The organism is Kordiimonas sp. SCSIO 12610 (assembly GCF_024398015.1).
Classification (GTDB): Bacteria; Pseudomonadota; Alphaproteobacteria; order Sphingomonadales; family Kordiimonadaceae; genus CANLMI01.
This window is the reverse complement of the sequence record NZ_CP073747.1, coordinates 1,592,419-1,614,147: the sequence shown is the minus strand read 5'-3', so window position 1 is coordinate 1,614,147 and position 21,729 is coordinate 1,592,419. Positions and strand designations below refer to the sequence as shown.

General features: G+C 46.9%; 23 protein-coding genes and 1 riboswitch. Of the genes, 12 read left to right on the top strand and 11 right to left on the bottom strand.

Annotation, left to right across the window (positions count from 1 at the left end):
• Positions 1 to 6 precede the first annotated feature (6 nt).
• Together thiC and KFF44_RS07380 are read right to left on the bottom strand one after the other, a co-directional pair.
• Complete coding sequence (thiC, locus tag KFF44_RS07385) at positions 7 to 1,875, bottom strand: phosphomethylpyrimidine synthase ThiC (protein WP_255938563.1); 1,869 nt, start codon at positions 1,873 to 1,875, stop codon at positions 7 to 9.
• Positions 1,873 to 1,997, bottom strand: a riboswitch (TPP riboswitch). It overlaps the preceding gene by 3 nt.
• A 92-nt stretch (positions 1,998 to 2,089) precedes the next feature.
• On the bottom strand, positions 2,090 to 2,605 hold the full coding sequence (locus tag KFF44_RS07380) for a GNAT family N-acetyltransferase (protein ID WP_255938562.1): 516 nt from the start codon (positions 2,603 to 2,605) through the stop codon (positions 2,090 to 2,092).
• A gap of 57 nt (positions 2,606 to 2,662) precedes the next feature.
• On the opposite strand from KFF44_RS07380, the gene KFF44_RS07375 reads away from it, so the two are divergent.
• Positions 2,663 to 3,592 carry a DPP IV N-terminal domain-containing protein gene (locus KFF44_RS07375; protein ID WP_255938561.1) on the top strand — a complete coding sequence of 310 codons (930 nt, stop codon included), beginning with the start codon at positions 2,663 to 2,665 and terminating at the stop codon, positions 3,590 to 3,592.
• 182 nt (positions 3,593 to 3,774) lie between these two features.
• Positions 3,775 to 4,548 (top strand): PEPxxWA-CTERM sorting domain-containing protein, encoded by a 774-nt coding sequence (locus KFF44_RS07370; RefSeq protein ID WP_255938560.1) that lies wholly within the window; start codon positions 3,775 to 3,777, stop codon positions 4,546 to 4,548.
• A 55-nt stretch (positions 4,549 to 4,603) separates the two neighbouring features.
• Here KFF44_RS07370 and KFF44_RS07365 read toward each other — a convergent pair whose 3' ends face one another.
• The 8 genes from KFF44_RS07365 to KFF44_RS07330 all read right to left on the bottom strand — a co-directional run bounded on the left by KFF44_RS07365 (position 4,604) and on the right by KFF44_RS07330 (position 9,729).
• Entirely contained in the window at positions 4,604 to 4,864 is a 261-nt protein-coding gene (locus tag KFF44_RS07365; protein ID WP_255938559.1) for a DUF4031 domain-containing protein, read from the bottom strand.
• 80 nt (positions 4,865 to 4,944) lie between these two features.
• The gene (locus tag KFF44_RS07360; RefSeq protein ID WP_255938558.1) at positions 4,945 to 5,667 is read right to left on the bottom strand and encodes an Abi-alpha family protein; all 723 of its coding nucleotides are present in this window, start codon (positions 5,665 to 5,667) and stop codon (positions 4,945 to 4,947) included.
• Positions 5,668 to 5,678: 11 nt separating this feature from the next.
• Positions 5,679 to 5,909 carry a hypothetical protein gene (locus tag KFF44_RS07355; protein ID WP_255938557.1) on the bottom strand — a complete coding sequence of 77 codons (231 nt, stop codon included), beginning with the start codon at positions 5,907 to 5,909 and terminating at the stop codon, positions 5,679 to 5,681.
• A gap of 420 nt (positions 5,910 to 6,329) precedes the next feature.
• Positions 6,330 to 6,941 carry a 30S ribosomal protein S4 gene (gene rpsD, locus KFF44_RS07350; protein ID WP_255938556.1) on the bottom strand — a complete coding sequence of 204 codons (612 nt, stop codon included), beginning with the start codon at positions 6,939 to 6,941 and terminating at the stop codon, positions 6,330 to 6,332.
• A gap of 187 nt (positions 6,942 to 7,128) precedes the next feature.
• Positions 7,129 to 7,512: a hypothetical protein gene (locus KFF44_RS07345; protein WP_255938554.1), complete on the bottom strand. Its 384-nt coding sequence runs from the start codon at positions 7,510 to 7,512 to the stop codon at positions 7,129 to 7,131.
• A 47-nt stretch (positions 7,513 to 7,559) separates the two neighbouring features.
• On the bottom strand, positions 7,560 to 7,841 hold the full coding sequence (gene nrtS, locus KFF44_RS07340) for a nitrate/nitrite transporter NrtS (RefSeq protein ID WP_255938553.1): 282 nt from the start codon (positions 7,839 to 7,841) through the stop codon (positions 7,560 to 7,562).
• Positions 7,842 to 7,854: 13 nt separating this feature from the next.
• Positions 7,855 to 8,670, bottom strand: coding sequence for a methyl-accepting chemotaxis protein (locus tag KFF44_RS07335; RefSeq protein ID WP_255938552.1), 816 nt, complete (start codon positions 8,668 to 8,670; stop codon positions 7,855 to 7,857).
• Between the two features lie 132 nt (positions 8,671 to 8,802).
• Entirely contained in the window at positions 8,803 to 9,729 is a 927-nt protein-coding gene (locus KFF44_RS07330) for an NAD(P)-dependent oxidoreductase (RefSeq protein WP_255938551.1), read from the bottom strand.
• Positions 9,730 to 9,891: 162 nt separating this feature from the next.
• On the opposite strand from KFF44_RS07330, the gene KFF44_RS07325 reads away from it, so the two are divergent.
• The 9 genes from KFF44_RS07325 to KFF44_RS07285 all read left to right on the top strand — a co-directional run bounded on the left by KFF44_RS07325 (position 9,892) and on the right by KFF44_RS07285 (position 20,422).
• Positions 9,892 to 12,336: a penicillin acylase family protein gene (locus KFF44_RS07325; RefSeq protein WP_255938550.1), complete on the top strand. Its 2,445-nt coding sequence runs from the start codon at positions 9,892 to 9,894 to the stop codon at positions 12,334 to 12,336.
• A 1-nt stretch (position 12,337) separates the two neighbouring features.
• Entirely contained in the window at positions 12,338 to 12,772 is a 435-nt protein-coding gene (locus tag KFF44_RS07320; protein ID WP_255938549.1) for an MAPEG family protein, read from the top strand.
• 92 nt (positions 12,773 to 12,864) lie between these two features.
• Positions 12,865 to 13,782, top strand: coding sequence for a flagellar motor protein MotB (locus tag KFF44_RS07315; protein WP_255938548.1), 918 nt, complete (start codon positions 12,865 to 12,867; stop codon positions 13,780 to 13,782).
• A 126-nt stretch (positions 13,783 to 13,908) separates the two neighbouring features.
• Positions 13,909 to 15,744 carry an SLC13 family permease gene (locus tag KFF44_RS07310; protein ID WP_255938547.1) on the top strand — a complete coding sequence of 612 codons (1,836 nt, stop codon included), beginning with the start codon at positions 13,909 to 13,911 and terminating at the stop codon, positions 15,742 to 15,744.
• A gap of 27 nt (positions 15,745 to 15,771) precedes the next feature.
• Complete coding sequence (locus KFF44_RS07305; protein ID WP_255938546.1) at positions 15,772 to 16,509, top strand: arginyltransferase; 738 nt, start codon at positions 15,772 to 15,774, stop codon at positions 16,507 to 16,509.
• Positions 16,510 to 16,663: 154 nt separating this feature from the next.
• The gene (locus KFF44_RS07300; protein ID WP_370691149.1) at positions 16,664 to 17,821 is read left to right on the top strand and encodes a TRAP transporter substrate-binding protein; all 1,158 of its coding nucleotides are present in this window, start codon (positions 16,664 to 16,666) and stop codon (positions 17,819 to 17,821) included.
• Positions 17,822 to 17,839: 18 nt separating this feature from the next.
• Positions 17,840 to 18,340, top strand: a complete 501-nt coding sequence (locus tag KFF44_RS07295) for a TRAP transporter small permease subunit (protein ID WP_255938544.1) — start codon at positions 17,840 to 17,842, stop codon at positions 18,338 to 18,340.
• Positions 18,340 to 19,920, top strand: coding sequence for a TRAP transporter large permease subunit (locus KFF44_RS07290; protein ID WP_255938543.1), 1,581 nt, complete (start codon positions 18,340 to 18,342; stop codon positions 19,918 to 19,920). Before KFF44_RS07295 ends, KFF44_RS07290 begins: the two co-directional genes overlap by 1 nt.
• 109 nt (positions 19,921 to 20,029) lie before the next feature.
• Positions 20,030 to 20,422 (top strand): VOC family protein, encoded by a 393-nt coding sequence (locus KFF44_RS07285; RefSeq protein ID WP_255938542.1) that lies wholly within the window; start codon positions 20,030 to 20,032, stop codon positions 20,420 to 20,422.
• Positions 20,423 to 20,531: 109 nt separating this feature from the next.
• Here the strand turns inward: KFF44_RS07285 and KFF44_RS07280 are convergent, their stop codons facing one another.
• Positions 20,532 to 21,119 (bottom strand): GNAT family N-acetyltransferase, encoded by a 588-nt coding sequence (locus KFF44_RS07280; protein ID WP_255938541.1) that lies wholly within the window; start codon positions 21,117 to 21,119, stop codon positions 20,532 to 20,534.
• A gap of 70 nt (positions 21,120 to 21,189) precedes the next feature.
• On the opposite strand from KFF44_RS07280, the gene KFF44_RS07275 reads away from it, so the two are divergent.
• Entirely contained in the window at positions 21,190 to 21,633 is a 444-nt protein-coding gene (locus KFF44_RS07275; RefSeq protein ID WP_255938540.1) for a thioredoxin family protein, read from the top strand.
• Positions 21,634 to 21,729 lie beyond the last annotated feature (96 nt).

Genomic DNA, 21,729 nt, shown 5'->3' with positions numbered 1-21,729 from the left:
AATACTCTACTCAGCCGGTTCTACCTCATCCGCTGGCAGATAAACTTCGCCGCCGTGTTTTTTGAACTCGTCGGACATCAGTTTCATGCCTTCCTCTGCCGACAGGCGCTCCAGGTCTGCTTTCTCGTTATCCGATAGATTATCAGCGTAATCGCGCACTTCCTGTGTAATCGCCATTGAGCAGAATTTCGGTCCGCACATAGAGCAGAAATGCGCTACCTTGTGCGCTTCCTTCGGCAGGGTCTGATCATGGAAATCACGCGCTGTCTCAGGGTCCAAGGACAGGTTGAACTGATCTTCCCAGCGGAATTCGAAGCGCGCACGAGAGAGTGCATCATCACGGATTTGCGCCGTTGGGTGCCCCTTCGCGAGGTCAGCCGCGTGCGCCGCAAGCTTATAGGTAATCACCCCCGCCTTCACGTCATCACGGTCCGGCAGGCCAAGGTGTTCCTTCGGCGTTACGTAGCAGAGCATCGCGGTCCCGAACCAGCCGATCATCGCCGCGCCAATCCCCGATGTGATATGGTCATAACCCGGCGCGATATCGGTTGTTAGTGGTCCAAGCGTATAAAACGGCGCCTCATGGCAGTGCTTAAGCTGCTCATCCATATTCTGTTTGATCTTGTGCATCGGTACGTGGCCCGGCCCTTCGATCATTACCTGAACATCATGTTTCCATGCGATTTTCGTTAGCTCACCAAGGGTGCGAAGCTCTGCAAACTGCGCCTCGTCGTTCGCGTCCGCAATACTGCCGGGGCGTAGGCCATCACCCAAAGAGAAGGAAACATCATAGGCCTTCATGATCTCGCAGATTTCTTCAAAATGCGTGTAGAGGAAGCTTTCCTTATGGTGGGCCAAGCACCATTTCGCCATAATGGAGCCACCGCGCGATACGATGCCCGTTACCCGCTTCGCCGTCAGGTGAATGTATGCAAGGCGAACACCAGCGTGGATCGTAAAGTAATCAACGCCCTGCTCGCACTGCTCAATCAGCGTATCGCGGTAAATTTCCCACGTCAGGTTTTCGGCGATGCCATCTACCTTTTCCAGTGCCTGATAAATCGGCACCGTGCCGATTGGAACTGGTGAATTTCGGATGATCCATTCACGTGTGTTATGGATATTGCGGCCTGTGGATAGGTCCATCACATTATCGGCGCCCCAGCGGGTCGCCCACACCATTTTGTCAACCTCTTCCGCGATTGATGATGTTACCGCGGAGTTCCCGATATTGGCGTTGATTTTCACGAGGAAATTACGCCCGATAATCATTGGCTCAGTTTCAGGGTGGTTGATGTTCGCGGGGATAATCGCACGGCCTTCGGCGATTTCCTTGCGCACGAACTCGCCCGTAATGAAATCAGGAATTTGGGCACCAAGGGGAGCACCGTCCCGCTCAAGCTTCTCTTTAAGTTCCTTGCGGCCAAGGTTTTCGCGCACCGCAATATATTCCATTTCCGGCGTTACAATACCCTGCTTTGCATAATGCATTTGGGATACGTTTTTGCCGGGCTTAGCGCGCAGTGGGCGAACCTTCACCGGGAATTCGGGTGCCAGGTATTTCTCTTCCACATTGCCGTTATCTTCAGGCTTGATTTCGCGGCCTTCATATTCCTCAACGTCACCGCGCGCAATGATCCAATCGCGGCGGCGCGGCGCAAGGCCCTTATAGATATCAATTTCGGAATTTGGGTCAGAATACGGGCCAGAGGTATCGTACACACGAACCGGTTCTTCGTTCGCCGTTGGGTGCAGGTGGATTTCCCGCATCGCGACCTTAACACTCGGGTCGTTTTCAGAAGTTACATAAATCTTCTTCGAGCCCGGCAATTCGCCAGTGGTGACCGCAAAATCCTTTGCAATGGTATCAGGCATGATATTTTCTCCGTTTCCTACGCTGGTGTTAGCCAGATCAGGTTCAAGGGTCTTTCAGGCAAAACGTAACCGTTCACTGCCGAAACTCTCAGCCCAATACTCGGGCTCCCCTAGGTTGATGAAAGGCGCTGTTTCCAACGCTTATAATGGTGTACTCCGATGCGCGATCACTGGCAAGGGAGCAAATGTGCGAACGATTCTTAACAAGAGATTGTTACTTAAAGTATTTTACGAAGTGAATTTCTGTACTATTTGAAATATCATGTAAAAATCGCGTATCTCCATCGACAAGATCAAACCCCTCGCGTTCATAAAACCGATGGGCACGAGTAAAGCGATCATCAGACCAAGCGTGTAATGCATCAGCCTTTTTATCCCGCATAATACCCAGCACATGATGAAGAAGCATTAGGGCATTACCCCTACCGCCTTCACCATTGCCTCGATGATCTTTATTAAGATACATGCGCTTTAGTTCATAGCTTCCCTCCTCAAGGGGGGCATAGGCAACGCATCCAATAAGCGTATTTTTATCAACTAAGGCAAAGGCTTCACCGCCCTTATCCTTGATGTAACCCGCGTAGGATTTCAGATCGCTGTCCAGATCATCAAGGTCAAGGAACACACCTTCATATTCACTATAACAGCCACCAATCAGGGCGATCAGGGCCTCGGTATCATCACCAGTTAAGGCACGAATAACAGGATCGTGGTTTTCAGTTTCAGCCATTGTTTCCTAAACCATAGATAAGTGGTGAAATCTATATTCCTTTGATAGGCTGGTTGTATGAAAAAGTTAATGATTATTTTTGCATTTTTTATGGTTGCTGCCTTTCAAGGAGTAATGGATCACACGCTAATCACCAATAGCCCGCTTGAGGAACGAACGCCCGCCTTATCACCTGACGGGTCGAAACTTGCGTTCCTGAGAAGTGGTAATAATGACCGCGATCTCCAACTGGTAATTTATGACTTTAAAACAATGCGGCAACATGTTCCGAATAGCAGTATTGCCGTAAACTCGCCGCCTGTATGGTATGCTGATAATCAGAAGCTGTTGGCATCCGTGAAACAGGTCGATGGTTCTTACAAGCTCGCGACGATTGATAGTGAAAGCGGCGACGTATCCCTGCCCTTATATACAAACGGTTTGCCGGACGGTGATCAACTATTCCCAGACATATCACCGGACGGGACAAAAATAGCATTCTCAGTTCTCAAGCCCGCTAATTTCCTCGCGGGGCCAAGGCCTGATTTTGATATATTTGTTGCCGATACGAAGACAAATGACATTACCGCAATTGTTACCACGCAGTACCGTGATATGTGGCCACGCTTTGACCATGAAGGTAGCGGGCTGTATTTCTTTTCCCGCCATGGCAGCAAGGGCGAGAATGATCATATCTATCACGTGGACATCAGAACCAAAAAGATAAGAAACATCATCAAATCCAACGGCAATGATTTCGTACCAAGTCTATCACCAGATGGTCATAAGCTCGCCTTCGCTTCAAACAGAAGCGGCGAAGCTGCGATCTATATCCATGACCTGATAAGCGGCGAAACAAAACGCCTAACAAAACCCGGTACTGCCGCGAGCCACCCCATTTGGCACATGGGCGGATCGCAGATAATCTTCACTGCACGATCCAGCAACGGTGGGCGCGGTAATATCGCGATTATCCCAGAAAAACTGCTACATCTACTTGATAAATAAATTACCAAAATTCGCTATATTGATAGTTGGCTCAGTTATTATCCCAAATTTCGGATCAATTGGTTACTAGCTAGCTCCCTACATTTTCTTGATTCTTCAATACACGAACGCATTTTATCCAGCCAATCCGTACCAATATGAAACAGCTTACAAATTAGGCATAAGAATTTCATGAAATTCCTTTGGCGTTAAACAAAAAATTAAGGTTTTCAGCTATCGTTCATCTTGGTTTTGCCAGCATTGGCGGTACTAAAGCGATCAATGCCACATTCATTAGTAAAGGTGATGAAATGTTGAATGTCTTTAAATCAATCGGATTAGCAATATTACTGGCTGCAAGCCCTGCATCATTGCAGGCCAGTATAACATTTGATTTTACATCATCTGGAACCCGTAATGACGACCAATCGCTCACTTATTTTGCAAATGCGCTCAGCGTCAATGTTACTGGCTTTTATACGAGCGATGACATTGCGCCCTTTACCGGTTTTATTAATGATAATGCATCGCTGGAAGATACATCACGCGGCATTCGCTTCAACCGTAATGGAAACGACTTTGCTGGTATTGATGGCAGGGATCAGAACGAACTAGCGCGCTTTGAGTTTAACATCCCTGTTCGCATAGAACGAATTGGATTTACCTTTGTTGAACGCAATGATCAGTTTGACTTTTTTGCAGATACAAACGGTAACGGCATTGTTTATGACAATTTCATTGGGCATTTCGACCCGTCTGGTAGCCCAAGCAGTTTCACATTTGCTTCGGGGTCGCCGCTCGCCTCTGTATTTGGTATCGGCGCTGGCTTTACCGAAAACAATGACGATTTCTCAATTTCATCGATTACAGTCACGGCAATCCCCGAACCAGCAACATGGTTGATGATAATTTTCGGTTTTGCTGTAATCGGATTGCAGCTTCGCCGACGTAATCGCCAACGTTTTGCCTCTCAGTAAAGCTGCAAGCTTGTATTTAGATCAGTGTGTGTCTAGGGCTTATTAGTTTTTAACGCTAAAGCCCCTTACGCCGCCTATAGACTATTCGCCCTGCCTGCTTGTATGAAATTGCGATCGCGCCATATTCAAGCGCAAGCAAGCGGCGGCGTTCGCAGATATCAAAATGCTCTTTGTGAGTTCCCTTATATTGTATCCACTTATGGTCCGTTTGCAGCAAAGTCGCCATATGTAAAAGCTCATCGCGTGTATCCGCGAGCATGTGGCTCATCCGCATACCCCGGAACGGAATCATCGCATTATCAACATACACGGTCATAGATAACCTTTAAATACGGTGCTTGACTAAATGCCACGTTTAGGAACTAGTATAACCACCGTTCTAAAACATCACTTGCATCAGGAAACAGCTTGACACAAGTTTAGCCCTAGTTGGGATAGATGAAACATGTCAGTTCCTTTATAAGCCGTGGCAGGCTGTCCCCCCATAGCTATACCAGGATTCACTATAACACCTGGCTTAATGCAGCCGACTCGCATTAGATTAAGCAATGAAAGTTCAACAGCTTCAGGAGAAAAATTAAAACCTTTTATAATTTTTGATTTATCATACAAAACATCATCTAACTTCTCACTGGCAACAGTTCTAACTTTATCATTAAAGATAGTATTCAAAATCATCACATCAATTTGTTCCAACTCCTTCAACAACGATACATGTATCCTGTTAACCTCAATCGACATATTTGGATCCATTGCATTAGCTAACAACTTTGCCCATAAATCATGCAAATTATCATCGTCTTCTAACGTAGCGTTTTCAATAAGAGGAATAGCCGTTTTAGGTGGTACAGCTTTCGTTAGATCATCTTCACCAATACCTCTTTCCTCTAATATTTTTTCAGCTTTACTTGCTAATTCAGCGGCTCTTTCAAAGCGCATAAATTTTACTTTATCAGCTACAATTCCAACCCCGTCTTCAACTAAGCCGCCAAAAATCTTGCCAAAAAAACTGCCAGAACTTTGCAAACCATCGATGGCTTTTCCTGTTGTTTTGGCCACCTCTTGTATTGCTTTTGCGCTTTCAACAATTTCAGCATTTTCAAAATCACCGTCAGTCATACTAGCCCTTACTAATCAGCTGCCATTACTGCTTCTTCAATTTTTGACAATAAAGAACTACCTTTAAATCGCTCACGCAATGTATCTAACGTCACTTCACATTCACGAGGATTAACTCCATCGCGCAATACACGTACACCCTCATTTTCAGTTCTAAGTGTCAGACTTCCATCTTCATTTTTGTAAATGAACGTCTCGCGCTTACTTCCCATATGGTGAAAAATTTGAACTCGCTCAGTCATAAAATCCCCTAAAATAAATAATAGAATTAACGAGAGTGTAATTAATGCAAAATAGGAACTACTGATTTCGCACATTTTTTAAATGTGCAAAACCGCACCAGCGCTGTACCAGTTCTCGCTCAAAAATATCTAACGATAATGTATGCCATTTTAAAGTGTATTTCAATCAACCATTATCAACAATATGCTTCAACATGGCTAACAACGCTGGATACTATAATTAGGTAATCATTTTTCGAGTATTCACCCAAAAAAATACTGTGTGCATGATAAGTGATTTTTCATAAGACGATGACTTCACGCTGGATGTGAATTTTGAATGGCATCGTGCTGATTATGCTGGATACAAAAAACCGTCCAGCATAATACTGAACGGCTTCGTAATTTGGGTAATTCAAAACTGAATAAACAGTGATAGAATTAACGAGAGTAGAACTCGACCACGAGGTTCGGTTCCATAATCACAGGATATGGAACTTCGTCAAGCGTTGGTACGCGAACAAATGTTGCTTTCGCGCCGTCTACAGTTACATACTCAGGAACTTCGCGCTCTGGGCTTTGACCCGCTTCGATAACCATTGGGATACCACGTGATTTTTCACGGATCTCAACAACGTCACCTGGGCGGATACGTGCAGAAGGAATATTGCAACGACGGCCGTTTACAAGAACGTGGCCGTGGTTCACGAATTGACGTGCAGCGAAAACTGTTGGTACAAATTTCGCGCGGTATACGATTGCGTCAAGGCGTGTCTCAAGGATACCAACAAGGTTTTCGCCTGTATCACCCTTGCGGCGTGCAGCATCATCATAGTAGCGGCGGAATTGCTTCTCGCTGATGCTACCATAGTAACCTTTAAGTTTTTGCTTGGCACGAAGCTGGATACCAAAGTCAGAAAGCTTGCCTTTACGGCGCTGACCGTGTTGACCTGGACCATAATCACGTGAGTTTACTGGTGACTTAGCACGGCCCCAGATGTTTTCGCCCATACGACGGTCGATTTTGTACTTCGCTTGAATACGCTTAGTCATGCGAATTGCTCCTTTAAATTAGCACCACAGGCGATGTGAGGGTTAATCCAACACTTGTTATTAGCCTGTGCGGACAGAGCACCATTGCCCTGACCATTCATATTTGTGCGGCGTAGTTATAAGGAATAAGGGATAGAGTCAACCGGAAAACTGCGTAAACACTATAATTTTCATCACAAATGGAAGTTTAAGTCCGGTATTTCAGGAGCGCTTGCACGCTGGCGTCGCTAAGTCGATATAATGAACCAAGCCCCGACGCGGTTTCAACATATTCAATTGTCACGTCTGTGCCAATCATTTTGGCAACAAGATCATGGCTATAGCTATTCTCCAGTCGTATCTCTTCTGCCTTATCCTCATTATCATTTGGTGCCTTTATTACTACAACAAGATAATAGGATTGCCCCGACACCTGACTGGGGGAACCATCAAAAACCTGACTACCAGGCTGTGCCTTACCGCCGATTACGGTTGCAGGGTAAACAGCCTTGACAACGGGCTTATCAAAAACAGCAACCCCAATGATAAACAGGATAAATAAGGAAATTATCACACCAATGATTTTATGCATAAGACCTCTGCTTTAAGTGTCATTATGCATATGAGGTGATTTTTTATTTATTCAACAGATGGCTGTTCAACAGGTTGCATATTCTTCTTTGCAAAATCAACTTTGCTGGCAGCCGTAGAGTATGTGGATACACTAAACGGTACCATATAGGTTAAGACAACCTTGAACCAGTTAACCCCTATGAAACCGCCTATGATTGCTTCCCATTGATTGATAAGGCACAACAGCGTGCCAACAATAGAAGCAACCAATAAGGCACGGCGAACGGTTGAACGCTCCTTGACCGCATCCCAAAAACAGACCGACATACTCCCGTTCGCATCAGCCATAGAATCTTTGCCTTTATTGCTTACTCATTAACTCGACAATTCGACCTGCAATTTCCGCATTCTTTGCCGATCCGGAAATAGCAGCCTCGGTTTCTTTTTTTAATTCATTTAACTGTTCAACGACTGCGGCAAATGAAGTAACCTGTTTCGCAGCCTGTTCGCCAGTTTCACGCGTACGTTCCACCGCAGAATCAACAGCACTGCCAACATCGACAATTTGTGCCATACTATGCTTGCCATGCTCGGCGCACGATGACATATCAGCATTCAACGTTTTACAGTCATCCATGATTGGCCCCAATTCACCAAACAGTGTTGACATCATGGTATCAATCTCGTTCGCACTGGATTGGGTATTTGCAGCCAGTTCCTTAACTTCCTGGGCTACAACTGTAAACCCTGCGCCGTATTTACCAGCCCGCTTTGCTTCGATCATTGCGTTCAAGGCCAACATATTCGTTTGCTTGGAAATTGTTGTGATCTCGCCAGAAATTTCTTCAACACGCCGAAACTGGCTTTCGAATTTATCCAGCATCTCAGTCATCTTGTTGGCAAGCGCCATATTTTGTTCAAGCGACGTTAGAATACCATTCATTTCGCTTGTTACCTTGTGAACATCGTCGCTTGTTTTAAGAAGAACGCTGTTGTTCGCTTGCGAGCGCTCCTGAATTTCTTCAACACTTGCCGTAATTTCACGCGACCCTTCGACGACTTCCGTCAGAAACTGCGCCCGCCCCTTTGAGGCACTATTGACACGCAGTGCATTGGCTTTGATCTGAGAAGCCAGTTCACTGGCTTCCCGTATTTCACTATCATCTATATCTGTCATGTTCCTCGACCTAAACTATACCCTTCATGCGTGATCCCAATCATTTCCACGCATGAATTTTTAATCAGCTTTTCTATATAGAAATTTCATTAATATTTTTTGAAATCATACGGCTAATTTCGTCAAACGTTGTTACCCGCGAAATCTACGAATTAAGCTCGATGTATCCTGCCTGTTGCCGCCCATTTTCTGCACATCCGCATAAAACTGATCGACAAGTGCCGTCAGTGGCATTGAAACACCCAGGTTATTAGCTTCATTCAAAACAATTCCCAAATCCTTACGCATCCAGTCAACAGCAAAACCAAAATCAAACTCGCCGTTGATCATCGTGCTGGCGCGGTTTTCCATTTGCCAGCTTTGGGCAGCACCTTTTGAAATCACATCAACAACCGCGTTTGCGTCCAATCCGGCCTCCATCGCTAGGTTCAGCGCTTCTGAAAGACCCTGAACAATACCCGCGATACACACTTGGTTTGCCATCTTGGTCAACTGACCCGCACCAGCTCCGCCCAACAATTTACAAGATTTTGAAAAGGCTGCGATTACGGACTCCGCGCGGTTGAATACTGCGTCGTCACCGCCGCACATAACAGTCAAAACACCGTTGACTGCCCCTGCTTCGCCGCCTGATACCGGCGCATCCAGAAAACCGATACCAGCTTCTTTTGCAGCAGCATACATATCGCGCGCGCACTCAGCAGATGCCGTTGTGTGATCCACAAATACCGACCCCGATTTCATGGAGGCAAAAGCACCATTATCACCGATACAAACCTCTGCAACATCCTTATCAGCACCAACGCATGCAAAAACAAAATCTGCGTCCGCAACTGCACCCGCGACCGTTGGCGCCATATATATCTCAGCGGTATCATCTAACTGTGCTGAATAGTCCTCGACCCACGCCTCAGCCTTCGCCGTTGTTCGGTTATAAACAGTGACAGCATAGCCTGCACGCGCCAGATGCCCTGCCATCGGATATCCCATAACCCCTAACCCTAAAAAAGCGACTTTGATTTCTGATGCTTCGTTTTCTGGCACTTTGATTTCTGGCATATCCAATCTCCAAACCATTTTAATGATACAAAATATTGTAAATTATTCGTGGCTCACTTTCTTTTTCTTTGATGGACTGAACAGTCTAGCATAAGGTAAGCGAGTCATCTTGCTATGTGACATAAGCAGATATGATCAACTTGTCCAGAAGGGGAGCTTTGGATGCGGGGTTTAAAGATATTTTTCATCTTTTTAATTGGATTTATCGTCATTGGTGCGGCGATTGGATATGGCTGGTTAAGATCGAGCCTACCCCAAGTCAGCGGTGAAATAACACTGGATGGCATTACGAACGCTGTAACCGTTGCCCGTGATAATCATGGTATTCCCCATATCATTGGAAATGATGATTTTGATATCGCCTTTGCAACTGGCTTTGTTCACGCACAAGACCGTTTGTGGCAAATGGAATCAAACCGCAGAATTGGTCACGGAAGGCTCGCGGAAATACTCGGTGAGCCAGTAATTGGCTTTGACCGGTATTTCAGAACCCTTGGCTTCACTGGGCGCGCCCAGTCCGCTTATGATAATCTGAATGTGGAATCAAAAAAGATGCTGCAAGCCTACGCAGCCGGCGTAAATGCCTTCATCGAAAACAACAAAAGCGCCCTTCCGCCAGAGTTTTTAATTCTCGGCGTTACGCCAGAACCCTGGAAACCCGTAGACACAATGGTCTGGCAAAAAATGATGTGGCTCGACCTTTCGGGTAATATGCGTCATGAACTCGCGCGCGCAGAACTGTTTTCAAAGTTTACACCGGAACAAATTCGTTCACTATATCCACCCTATAACGGTGACGAAGAAACACCCTTTCCCAACCTGAGGGAAATCTACAGCGATTTAAACCTGACCGATGTTGTAGCCGCACTACCGCCAACCAAGCCAGAGGGATATGGCTCCAACAATTGGGTCATTTCTGGCGAGCACACAAAATCCGGTAAACCGCTCCTCGCAAATGACCCGCACCTCGGATTGACCACACCGTCCATATGGTACCTCGCAAGGCTTCACAATACGACAACCGGGCGAAACACAGTTGGTGTTACATTCCCCGGTTCGCCGTCTATCGTCCTAGGGCGCAATGATAAAATCGCTTGGGGCTTCACGAACGTCCTTCCAGACAGTCAGGATGTTTTTGTCGAGAAACTATTGGACAACGGTCAGTATTTAACTCCTGACGGGCCTGCTGATTTCATTATTCGGAAAGAAATTATCAAGGTTAAAGACGGTGAAGATATCACACTTGATGTTCGCGAAACCCGTCATGGCCCTGTAATCTCTGACATCGCACCCCGTGCTAGCAAATTCTTTGGTGAAAAATATGTGCTCGCGATGCAGTGGACAGCGCTCGGTGACAAAGACACTGGTGTCACAGGGCTATTGAAGCTTGGCCGTGCACAAAACTTTGAAGAATTTAAAGCTGCGGGTACTTATTATTACGGTCCCGAGCAAAATATGGTGTATGCGGATACCGACGGGAATATCGGATATTATGCCCCTGCTCTTGTACCGGTCCGTAAACCAGACAATGCCATCAACGGCCGCCTGCCATCGCCAGGATGGGACGAAAAATACGACTGGCAGGGATATATCCCTTATGATGAGCTTCCAACACGGGAAAACCCCGAAGGCGGCATCATCGCAACCGCTAACGAGAAAATCGTTGATAACGATTATCCACATTTCATTAACCGCGATTGGGCGCTTCCCTACCGCGGCAATCGGATCAGGGCTGAATTAAAGGCCAAAGCCCCACATGATTTAGCGAGCTTCGCTGCGCTTCAGGATGATTATGTGTCAGACATGGCCCGCGATGTAAAACCGTGGTTCATTCATTTCCTTGATCAAGATGATGACCGCGTAAAAGCACTTGCTGGCTGGGACGGTGCAATGGGCATCGACCTTGTTGAGCCTCTGATTTTTCATACATGGACAAACCATTATCAGGAACTATTGCTCAAAGACGAATTTGGCGAAATGTATGATAGCTTCAGGCGCATCAACCCACGCCTAATCAAAAGTAGCCTGTATTGGTCAATCGAAACGCCATCAGCGGATAACGCCTATTATGCACTGGAACCCATCGACAGGGATGCAGCACTAGCATGGTGCGACAATAAAAATACCACTGATACAGTTGAAACATGCGGGATGCTGGCCCGGCAAGCGTTTGAAGACACGATTTCTGACCTTACTGCCAAGCACGGTAGTGACTGGAAGCAATGGAAGTGGGGTAATGTGCATATCCTTACACAGTCCCACCGGCCTTTCAGCCAAGTTGACGGCATTAAAGATTATTTTGAGATCAAGGCCCCAGTGAACGGCAGCACGAACACCATAAATGTTGCAGGAAACAGCACTAATCCAAACAGTCTTCATGTATCAGGGCATGGCCCAAGTTACCGAGGTCTTTTTGATATGAATGATCTCGAAAAATCTTTGTATATTCAGCCAACTGGTCAATCAGGAAATCCGTTTTCCCACCACTACAGTGACCTGTTCCCATATTGGTTAAAAACTGAATTTATTGAGATCAAAACCAGTAAAACCATTCCTGAAAACGCTGAAGATATTCTGACATTAACTCCAAAAACATCGGGAGAGTAAGATGAATTTATCGATAACGAATGTAGATTTGATGGGCCCTATTTTGGCACAGATTGGTCTTGGTATTGTGCTCTTATTCATCCTTTATGCGCGCAGAATTCCCGCGATGGCGAAAGCAAAGCCAACAAACGAACAGATGCAGGATAAAGCTGCAACATCGTCGCTGCCCGCCCCCGCGCGTTATGCCGCAGAAAATTATAATCACCAATTTGAAGCCCCGGTGCTATTTTATGCTTTATGTATTGGTGCCATGGTCTCCGGCCTTGCGAGTGAACTAAGTGTTACATTTGCCTGGGCTTATGTTGGCCTTCGCATCGTTCATTCCATCATTCATATAACATACAATAAAGTTATGCATCGCTTCGGCGTTTTTATGTTGAGCAACATAGCTTTAATTGGGCTTTTCATTACGATTTTGCTGAATTATCTGGGTTAGCCAAAAAATAGTGTAAATATTCTCGAATTTAGCAACCACTTGTTAATATTAACCATATTATAGTGCGTTGATAGATTAAGCGGAGAAGACAATTGGCAGACGATAGCAACGAAAAGCCGATTATTAAAAAGGTTATCAAGGTTGAAGGCGGCGGCCACCACGGTGGTGCGTGGAAAGTAGCCTATGCGGACTTCGTGACAGCGATGATGGCCTTCTTCATGCTTCTTTGGCTTTTAAATGTTGCGCCACCGGAAACACTCGCGGGCCTCGCGGATTATTTTACGCCGACTACGGCTGCGATCGAAGGGCGGACTGGTTCCGATGCAGTTAATGCCCCAAGTTCAGACGCAAATGGTAACAACCCAACGCCTGTCGCTATTATCCAACAAATTGGCCCCCCTCCTGGCGGCCCAAACACTGGTGAGGAAACTGGAACTGACCAAGAAGGCGGCGGTGATCCCGATTTTGCTGCTGACGTTATCAATAATCGCGTCAAGGAAGCAGAGGATCTTGCGTTCGAGCAGCTTCAAGATCAGATGCGAATTGCAATGCAGGCCTCGCCAACATTATCTGATTTATCAGAACAGGTTCTCTTTGAAATCACCGAAGACGGTCTGAAAATTCAGTTGATCGATAAAGATCGCAGAGCAATGTTCAGAAGCGGTACAGCGGAACTTTATGGGTACGCGGAAACACTTATTCGCGAGGTTGGAGCCTCCGTTCAAACCTTACCAAACCGGATAACAATTCAGGGCCATACAGACGGTGGCCAATTCCGCGGTGCAAACGGCTATTCCAATTGGGACTTAAGCGCTGACCGTGGCAACTCGGCCTTGAAGGTCCTTTCGGAAACCGGCGTGACCGATGATCGCTTCTTTGAAGTGACTGGAAAAGCGTCAACGGACCCCCTATATCCAGACAATCCAAGTCGTATTGAAAACCGGCGCGTGACCATTCTGGTACTGCGTGAAGCACCAGTAGTGCCACCAAGTATTTCCGGCCGTCGTTAATAAGTTTACCTTAACGAAACAGCATAAGGCATTGCTATTGAACTATTAATAGCTTGTACCCGAACTATAAAACCGTTAAATTTCGATAATAAAATACTGATTATCATAAGATAAGAAACGGAATTTATGGAATTCGTTGAGCCAACAATACAAATGTGGCTAACATTTGCGGTCGTGGTCGGGGCAATCATCGCTTATGCAAATGATCGCATTCCACTAGAGCTATCATCAATTACAACTGTTGCTCTTCTTTTATTTATCTTCCATGTCCTCCCCCTTCAGGACACTGACGTTACAAAATCAATCTCGACAAAAGATTTACTTATGGGTTTTGCGGACCCCGCCCTGATTACCATCCTAAGCTTGTTGGTTGTCGGGCAAGGACTGTTGCAAACTGGGGCATTAAACGGTCCAGCATCCCTGCTTGTTAATTTTGGTGGCAAGTACCCGAAAACAACGATCATAGCATGCTTGGTCATTGTAATGGTCGTATCCGCGTTTTTAAACAACACACCTGTTGTTGTTATGTTCATCCCGATCCTTGCAACGCTCGCCGATAAATTGGGCAAGAAAACAGCGACTGTCATGATGCCGCTAAGTTTTGTTGCGATCCTCGGCGGAAACATGACGATTATCGGCTCGAGCACAAACCTGCTTGCAATTGGTGCCTTTGAAAACGCCGGCGGCGGACAACTTGGGTTCTTCGATTTCACAATCCCAGGTGCTGTAATGGCTTTGGTTGGTCTAGCCTACGTGATCTTTATTGCCCCCAAATTATTGGTTGACCGCGAAGGATTAGCAGGAAAACTTGCGGGTAGCGGCGGCAAACAATTCCTCTTCCAACTTGAGTTGGGGCCAAAGGACGACATGGTCGGCGAACGCGCAGTATCAGGAATGTTCCCAGGCCTCAAGGATGTTACCGTTCGTATGATTGAGCGCGGTCAAACCCGACTGCTGCCGCCCTATGACGATATCACATTAGAAGCCGGCGATGTCATTCTGGTTGCTGCGACACGCAATGTGATGACGGAACTTTTGAACGCAAGCCCTGACCTTGTCGCTAGCGCAGAGGGCAGCGAAGAAGAACGCGAAGCCGCCAACCAACGACGCGTCATTGCAGAAGCGGTTGTTGCACCAGCCTCCCGACTGGATAGCCGCACCCTTGCCCAAAGTGGTTTTCGTGCAGACACTGGCTGCACCGTGCTCGGCGTTCAACGCCGCAGCCGCATGATCCGCGCATCCATATCGCAGTTACGCATTGAAGCAGGTGATGTTCTTCTGGTGATGGGCAGCCGCGCCAACGTGCTCGCGCTTAGGAACAACCGCGATGTACTCCTGATGGAGTCGTCCGCATCCGACATGCAAATGCAGGCATATGCGAAACGCGCCCAAGCAGTCTTTTGCGGTGTCGTCGGGACAGCCGCGACAGGAATTTTACCAATCACAGTTGCAGCTCTTGCAGGTGCTACCATGATGTTGTTAACCCGTTGCCTAAACGTCCGGCAAGCTGGTCGCGCGATTGACAGGCGTGTGTTTACAATTGTTGGGGCTTCACTAGCGCTTGGAACCGCAATGCAAGGAACTGGCGGCGCAGCATGGATTGCCCACAGCGTTGTGGACCTGTTATCAGCTGCGCCCGTTTGGGCCTTGCTTTCAGGTTTTTTCCTGATGGTCGCCCTTTTAACAAATGTTCTGTCAAACAACGCAACAGCCGTTCTTTTCACACCAATTGCCGTTTCTATTGCTGCCACTTTAGGCATTGAACCGATGCCGTTTTTGCTTGCTGTTATATTTGGTGCAAACTGCAGTTTTGCAACACCAATGAGTTATCAGACCAATTTGCTTGTGATGGCCCCCGGGCATTATAAATTCAATGATTTCTTAAGGGTTGGTACACCTTTGATCTTTATTATCTGGGCTGCGTTTACAATTTTTGTACCTTGGTACTATAATTTGTTATAGTGATGAGTAAGGGAGTTCATTTTCAACATGACTGATCAAGGGCTTCAATTTCCCAAATTTTATGTTACGGCACCATCACCGTGTCCGTATATTGATGGTCAGATTGAACGTAAGGTTTTTACCGAATTAAACGGACCGGACGCAGCATCGCTAAATGAAGCCTTAGGTAAGGTTGGGTTTCGTCGCAGCCAGTCTGTTGTGTATCGCCCTGCCTGCGAAGCCTGTAGCGCCTGTATATCAGTACGTGTTCGCGCGCTTGAACATACCCTTAGCAAATCACAGCGCAGAATTCTCAAGCTGAATAGCGACATTAAAATAGAAGTGAAACCTGCAACAGTAACCGAAGAACAGTTTAATCTTCTTAGCGAATATTTAAATGACCGTCACAAGGACGGCAGCATGGCCTCCATGACAATCGATGAATATGCAGACATGGTAGAAACAAGCCCGGTTAGCACAAGCATCATCGAATATCGCCGTGTTTTAGACCAGAAACTTATGGCGGTTGGTTTGACCGATGAACTTTCTGATGGTTTGTCAATGGTTTACAGCTTTTTTGATATCCATGAACAAAACCGTAGTTTGGGTACCTATATTATCCTAAATCATATCGAGCGGGCGAAAATTGCCAACCAACCGTATGTCTATTTAGGCTACTGGGTCAGCGGAAGCCAAAAGATGAATTACAAGCGTCGTTTTAAGCCTTTGGAGCGCCTTGGTCAGCACGGCTGGTACGATATTGAAACTGACGACCTCGTGAAATAATATTTCCTCGACAATTACGTCTGAGGCGCTATGTATTCTAATCAGAATTTTTCTATTTCATTGCTCGGCATTAGAGTGATAAATAAAGCACAATTGCATCGTTATCAGGAGGGGTAAGCCAGTGAGCAATTCAGAAAAAACCGCATCACACGGCATAGAGTTCAATAAAACAGAGAAAACTTCTGTTCCCTCAAATAACAGACGCTCTTTTTTAAAGAAAGCAGGCATCGCGGGCGCTGCTGCACTTGTAGCAGCATGCGACAGCGGCGCTCAGGAAAACACTGGCGGCGGGCCAGCGATTTTATCCAAAAAACGCAACCTGAAAATGGTGACGAGCTGGCCTAAGAATTTCCCGGGCCTCGGCACAGGTGCTGAAAGATTGGCCAAACGAATTGAAACGCTATCAGATGGTCAAATCAGCATTAAAGTTTATGCAGCTGGAGAGCTGGTTGGAGCGCTTGGTGGTTTTGATGCCGTTAGCCAAGGCAAGGCGGATATGTATCACGCCGCTGAATATTACTGGCAAGGTAAATCTCAAGGTTTTAATTTCTTTGCGGCTGTCCCGATGGGCATGACCGCGAATGAAATGAATGCCTGGGTGCGTTTTGGTGGCGGCCAGGAACTATGGGACGAGCTTGCTGGTGGCTTCAACGTCAAACCCTTTATGGCCGGAAACACAGGCGTTCAAATGGGTGGCTGGTTCCAGCGCGATATCAACGCGATCGACGATTTTCAGGGTCTTCGCATCCGTATGCCTGGCCTCGGTGGTGAAGTGATGAAACGTTTGGGTGCAGCCCCCGTGACCAAACAGGGCGGCGAGATATTCCAGGCCCTTAGTCAGGGCAATATTGACGCCACAGAATGGATTGGCCCCTGGAATGATCTGGCCTTTGGTTTCCATACAATCGTGAAAAACTATTACTATCCTGGAATTCACGAACCCGGCACAACACTATCACTAGGCCTCAATAAGGACCTATGGGAAGATATGTCCGAGCGCGAGCAGGAAATCGTTCGGGCAGCAAGCGCCGCCGAAAACGACATAATGTTCTCTGAGTTTACGCTGAATAACGCACGGGCACTCAATACGCTTGTTAATGACCACGGTGTATTACTGAAAGAATTTTCACAGGATATCCTAACCAGACTTGCAAGCGTATCAGCCGAAGTTTTAACCGAAACCGCACAAAATGATGAGCTAACGGGCCGTATATTCAAAAGCTTCTCAGAGGCGCGCACAAACGGTATCCGCTGGGGCGAAATTGCAGAACAAGCCTATATGCAGGCGCGTGCAGCCGCTGAAAAATCCTAGTTTGAAATCCATACCACAATGCAAACGATAGCAGATACATTTGACAGGTTTCTGGAGGCGTCAGGCAAGGTTCTGGCGTTTACTCCGCTTCTGCTAATCCTTGTTCAATTTGCTATTGTTTTGATGGTTTATGTATTTGCGATTGGCAATGTAAAGCTTCAGGAAAGCCTGCAATATATAAATGCCTTGATGTTTTTGGGCGGCGCGGGTTACACAGCCCTTCATCAGGGACATGTTAGGGTTGATCTGTTCTACAGCAAGTTTTCGGATAAGAAGAAAAATATCGTTGATACCTTTGGAACGCTATTCCTGCTTATCCCGTTTCTCGGACTATTTTGGTGGGCGTCCATACCCTATATTGTCGATAGCTGGCGTTTTCAGGAAGCAAGCGTGGAGGCAAGCGGCCTGCCCTTTGTGTATATTTTGAAAACAACGCTTCTTTTGTTTGCGCTTAGCCTGAGCCTGCACGCAATTTCCCAACTTATCAAAACCATAAAATCGGTCAGGAAACAAAACTGATGGACATAAGCCTGCTTCTTACCATCAGTATGTTTATCACGCTGGTTGCTTTTTTGCTTTCTGGCTTTCCTGTGGCGTTTACCCTTGGGGGAACCGGATTATTATTCGGCCTGATTGGCCTTGCAACTGGTGCGCTTGATGTTAGCTTCCTGACTCTCCTGCCTGACCGTATATATGGAAACGTGATCCGTAATGAGCTCTTGTTCGCGATCCCATTGTTCGTCGCGATGGGGGTTATGCTTGAGAAATCCAATGTCGCGGAAGATCTTCTTGAAAACATGGGCAAACTGTTCGGTCCACTGCGCGGGGGGTTAGGCATCTCTGTTTCCATCGTCGGGGCCCTTCTCGCTGCATCAACAGGCATTGTGGGCGCAACCGTCGTTACAATGGGGCTATTGTCACTCCCCACCATGCTAAAACGCGGCTATTCACCCTCGCTTGCAACGGGTTCGATCGCGGCGGCAGGAACGCTTGGTCAGATTATCCCGCCATCCATCGTTTTGATACTATTGGCTGACGTTATGTCATCCGCATGGCAACAGGCGCAGCTTTCACAAAATATATTCTCCCCAACACCGATGAGTGCAGGCGAACTGTTTGCCGGTGCGCTTATTCCGGGCCTCGTGCTTGTTGGGTTATATATTCTCTATCAAATCCTTGTTGCCATCATAAAACCTGAGGCAAGCCCCGCAATTCCGCCGGAAGAAGGGGCACAGCTTGATACAGGGTTTTATCTCAGCCTCTTGAAGGCCTTGATGCCACCGCTCGTGCTTATTATCGCGGTGCTTGGCTCTATCCTTAGCGGGATCGCAACACCGACTGAGGCCGCGAGCGTGGGGGCTATTGGCGCTATGCTTTTGGGGGCTGCACGGCAAAATGCGAAATCGCTTCAGAACGTTTTGATCACGCTTGGGTGCCTGATCATCCTTCTGATGATCGCTACCTTTGCTGATCTGCGAATTGACCGTGAAAATGTACCAACGACGGACGTGATTGCATATTACGGGGCCATACTCCTTACTGTTATTTTTGCGATTGGTCTGGCGCGTGCCCTATGGCTATTGAAGACTAAAGCTATTTTAAACGAAGTGATGACCTCGACAGTTCGTATCTCGACGATGATTTATGCAATCCTGATTGGTGCTGCCCTATTCTCGCTCGTGTTCCGCGGCATTGGCGGTGATGAAATTATTGAAAGTATGCTGACCAACCTTCCGGGCGGTTATCTCACAGCGCTAATCCTTGTGATGCTCTTGATGTTCGTGCTGGGCTTCTTCCTTGATTTTATCGAGATCACTTTTGTTGTTGTGCCGATTGTTGCACCTGCCCTCCTCGCGATGGAAGGTAGCCTTGGCCCCATATGGCTCGGGGTATTGATGGCAATGAACCTTCAGACAAGTTTTCTAACGCCGCCGTTTGGTTTCGCGCTCTTTTACCTGCGGGGCGTAGTGCCTGAAAGCATTCCAACCACCGCGATTTACAAGGGTGTTATTCCATTTGTTATTATTCAGATTCTTGCGCTTGTTATGATTGCGCTGTTCCCTGAAATGGTCACATGGCTGCCAAAGCAGCTCTTTTAACCACAATATTGCATAGCTTCTATACCCTTTTACCCCGTTGGCGTTCTCTTCACGGCGTGATAGCGTTTGCTTGACGATCACACGGATAACGAACAAGGGAGGCAGCGACATGATCGCATACAGCATGGTTGGCACAAATAATCTCGAAGCATCTGGTAAATTTTATGATGCCATTTTCACACCGATGGGGGCAGAACGAACATGGGAAGCTGATAAATTCATTGCATGGGGAATCCGCGAATTGGGGCCAACCCCCAGCTTTAGCATCACCGCACCCTATAATGGTGAAAAGGCAACTGTCGGTAATGGCAGCATGACATCATTTGCAGCATCATCACCAGAAATGGTCAATGAAATATACAGGCTTGCGATTGAAAACGGTGGTAGCGATGAAGGCGAACCGGGCTATCGCGGCGATCCCGCATTCGGATTTTACGCAGGTTATTTCCGTGACCCCGACGGGAATAAATGTAATGCCTTCTGCATGGCACCCCAGAAGTAATCAAAAGCAAATCGGCACAATATGTCACCCCGTGTTTGCGAAGCTGGCAGTTATGCCACTCGATCGCGGGGTCCATTTTTAAATCCGTGCAAATTACTGGATACCGTGGTCAAGCCACGGTATGACAGCTTATGGTCCTATACTCATGAGCAAGTAGACCGTAAACATAAGAGCTAGTACGTGTATTCTCGGTATTCCCGACACGTTTGTTTTCGCGCAGCAAACCCTCTCGGGTGAAGCCAGCCTTTTCAAGAACATGAATAGAAGCCGTATTTTCGCTGTCAACCATCGCATAAACGCGGTGCATCATGAGGGTATTGAAGGCAAAATCTAATATACCGCGCACGCCCTCGCTCGCATAACCATGCCCCCATTGATCGACCGCAAGTGCATAACCCAAAATACATTCACCGTGATCAAGGTCAGTGACACCAAGGCGCACATTACCGATGACTTGGCCTGTATCCTTTAATACTAAGGCCAAATTAAACTCGGTGCGCGGCCTTGCACTCTGTTCCGCAACCACACGCTCGATATAACTACGCCCCGCACCTTCCTTCAGTTCGCCAACCTGCAAATATCGCCAGAATTTCTCCTGCGTGCTATAGGCCTCTACCGCATCAATATCATCAAAGGAATGCTCACGAATAATCAGCCGTTTGGTCTCTAATTTAATATGTGAAGGTTTGGTTGCCATAGTCATTCAATCAATAAGATCACATCTGTTTGTCTTGCGTTGATGGTAGCGCAGCGATATAGATTTTCCCATGAAAATGTCGATCAAAAAAACACATGCTACGATTACCATCACGGTCATGATGGTAATCGCGCTCTTTGGTAACCAGATATATATGAACCTGCGCCCATCGGACCCAATCCTGCCGGGCTGGGAAGAGTATGACCACGCGAAATTTGAAGCACGGCTAGCAGCGGGCGAGCCTATGCTTGTGGAAGTGTATGCCCCGTGGTGTCCTACATGCCTGAAGCAGCATGAGGCGTTTGAGGAACTTGAGGACGCTGGCAAGGCACCTAACGTGCGCGCAATCCGCGTGGATTTTGACCGCGATATCGCGTTCCGTAACAAATATAACCTGAATTACACGGGCACCCTGATGGTGTTTAAAGACGGTGAATATATCGCCGAAGGCGCTGGCCTCGTAAGCGTGGAAAAGATCAACGATTTCGTCAGTTTCTATTTCCCTGACGCATAACGGGTAAATTTTGCGTCGTTATTCCAATGAAAACGGAAATCCGTCGATATTGAGTTCTAGTGATATGAAATGGATTCCCAATCAAGTTGGGAATGA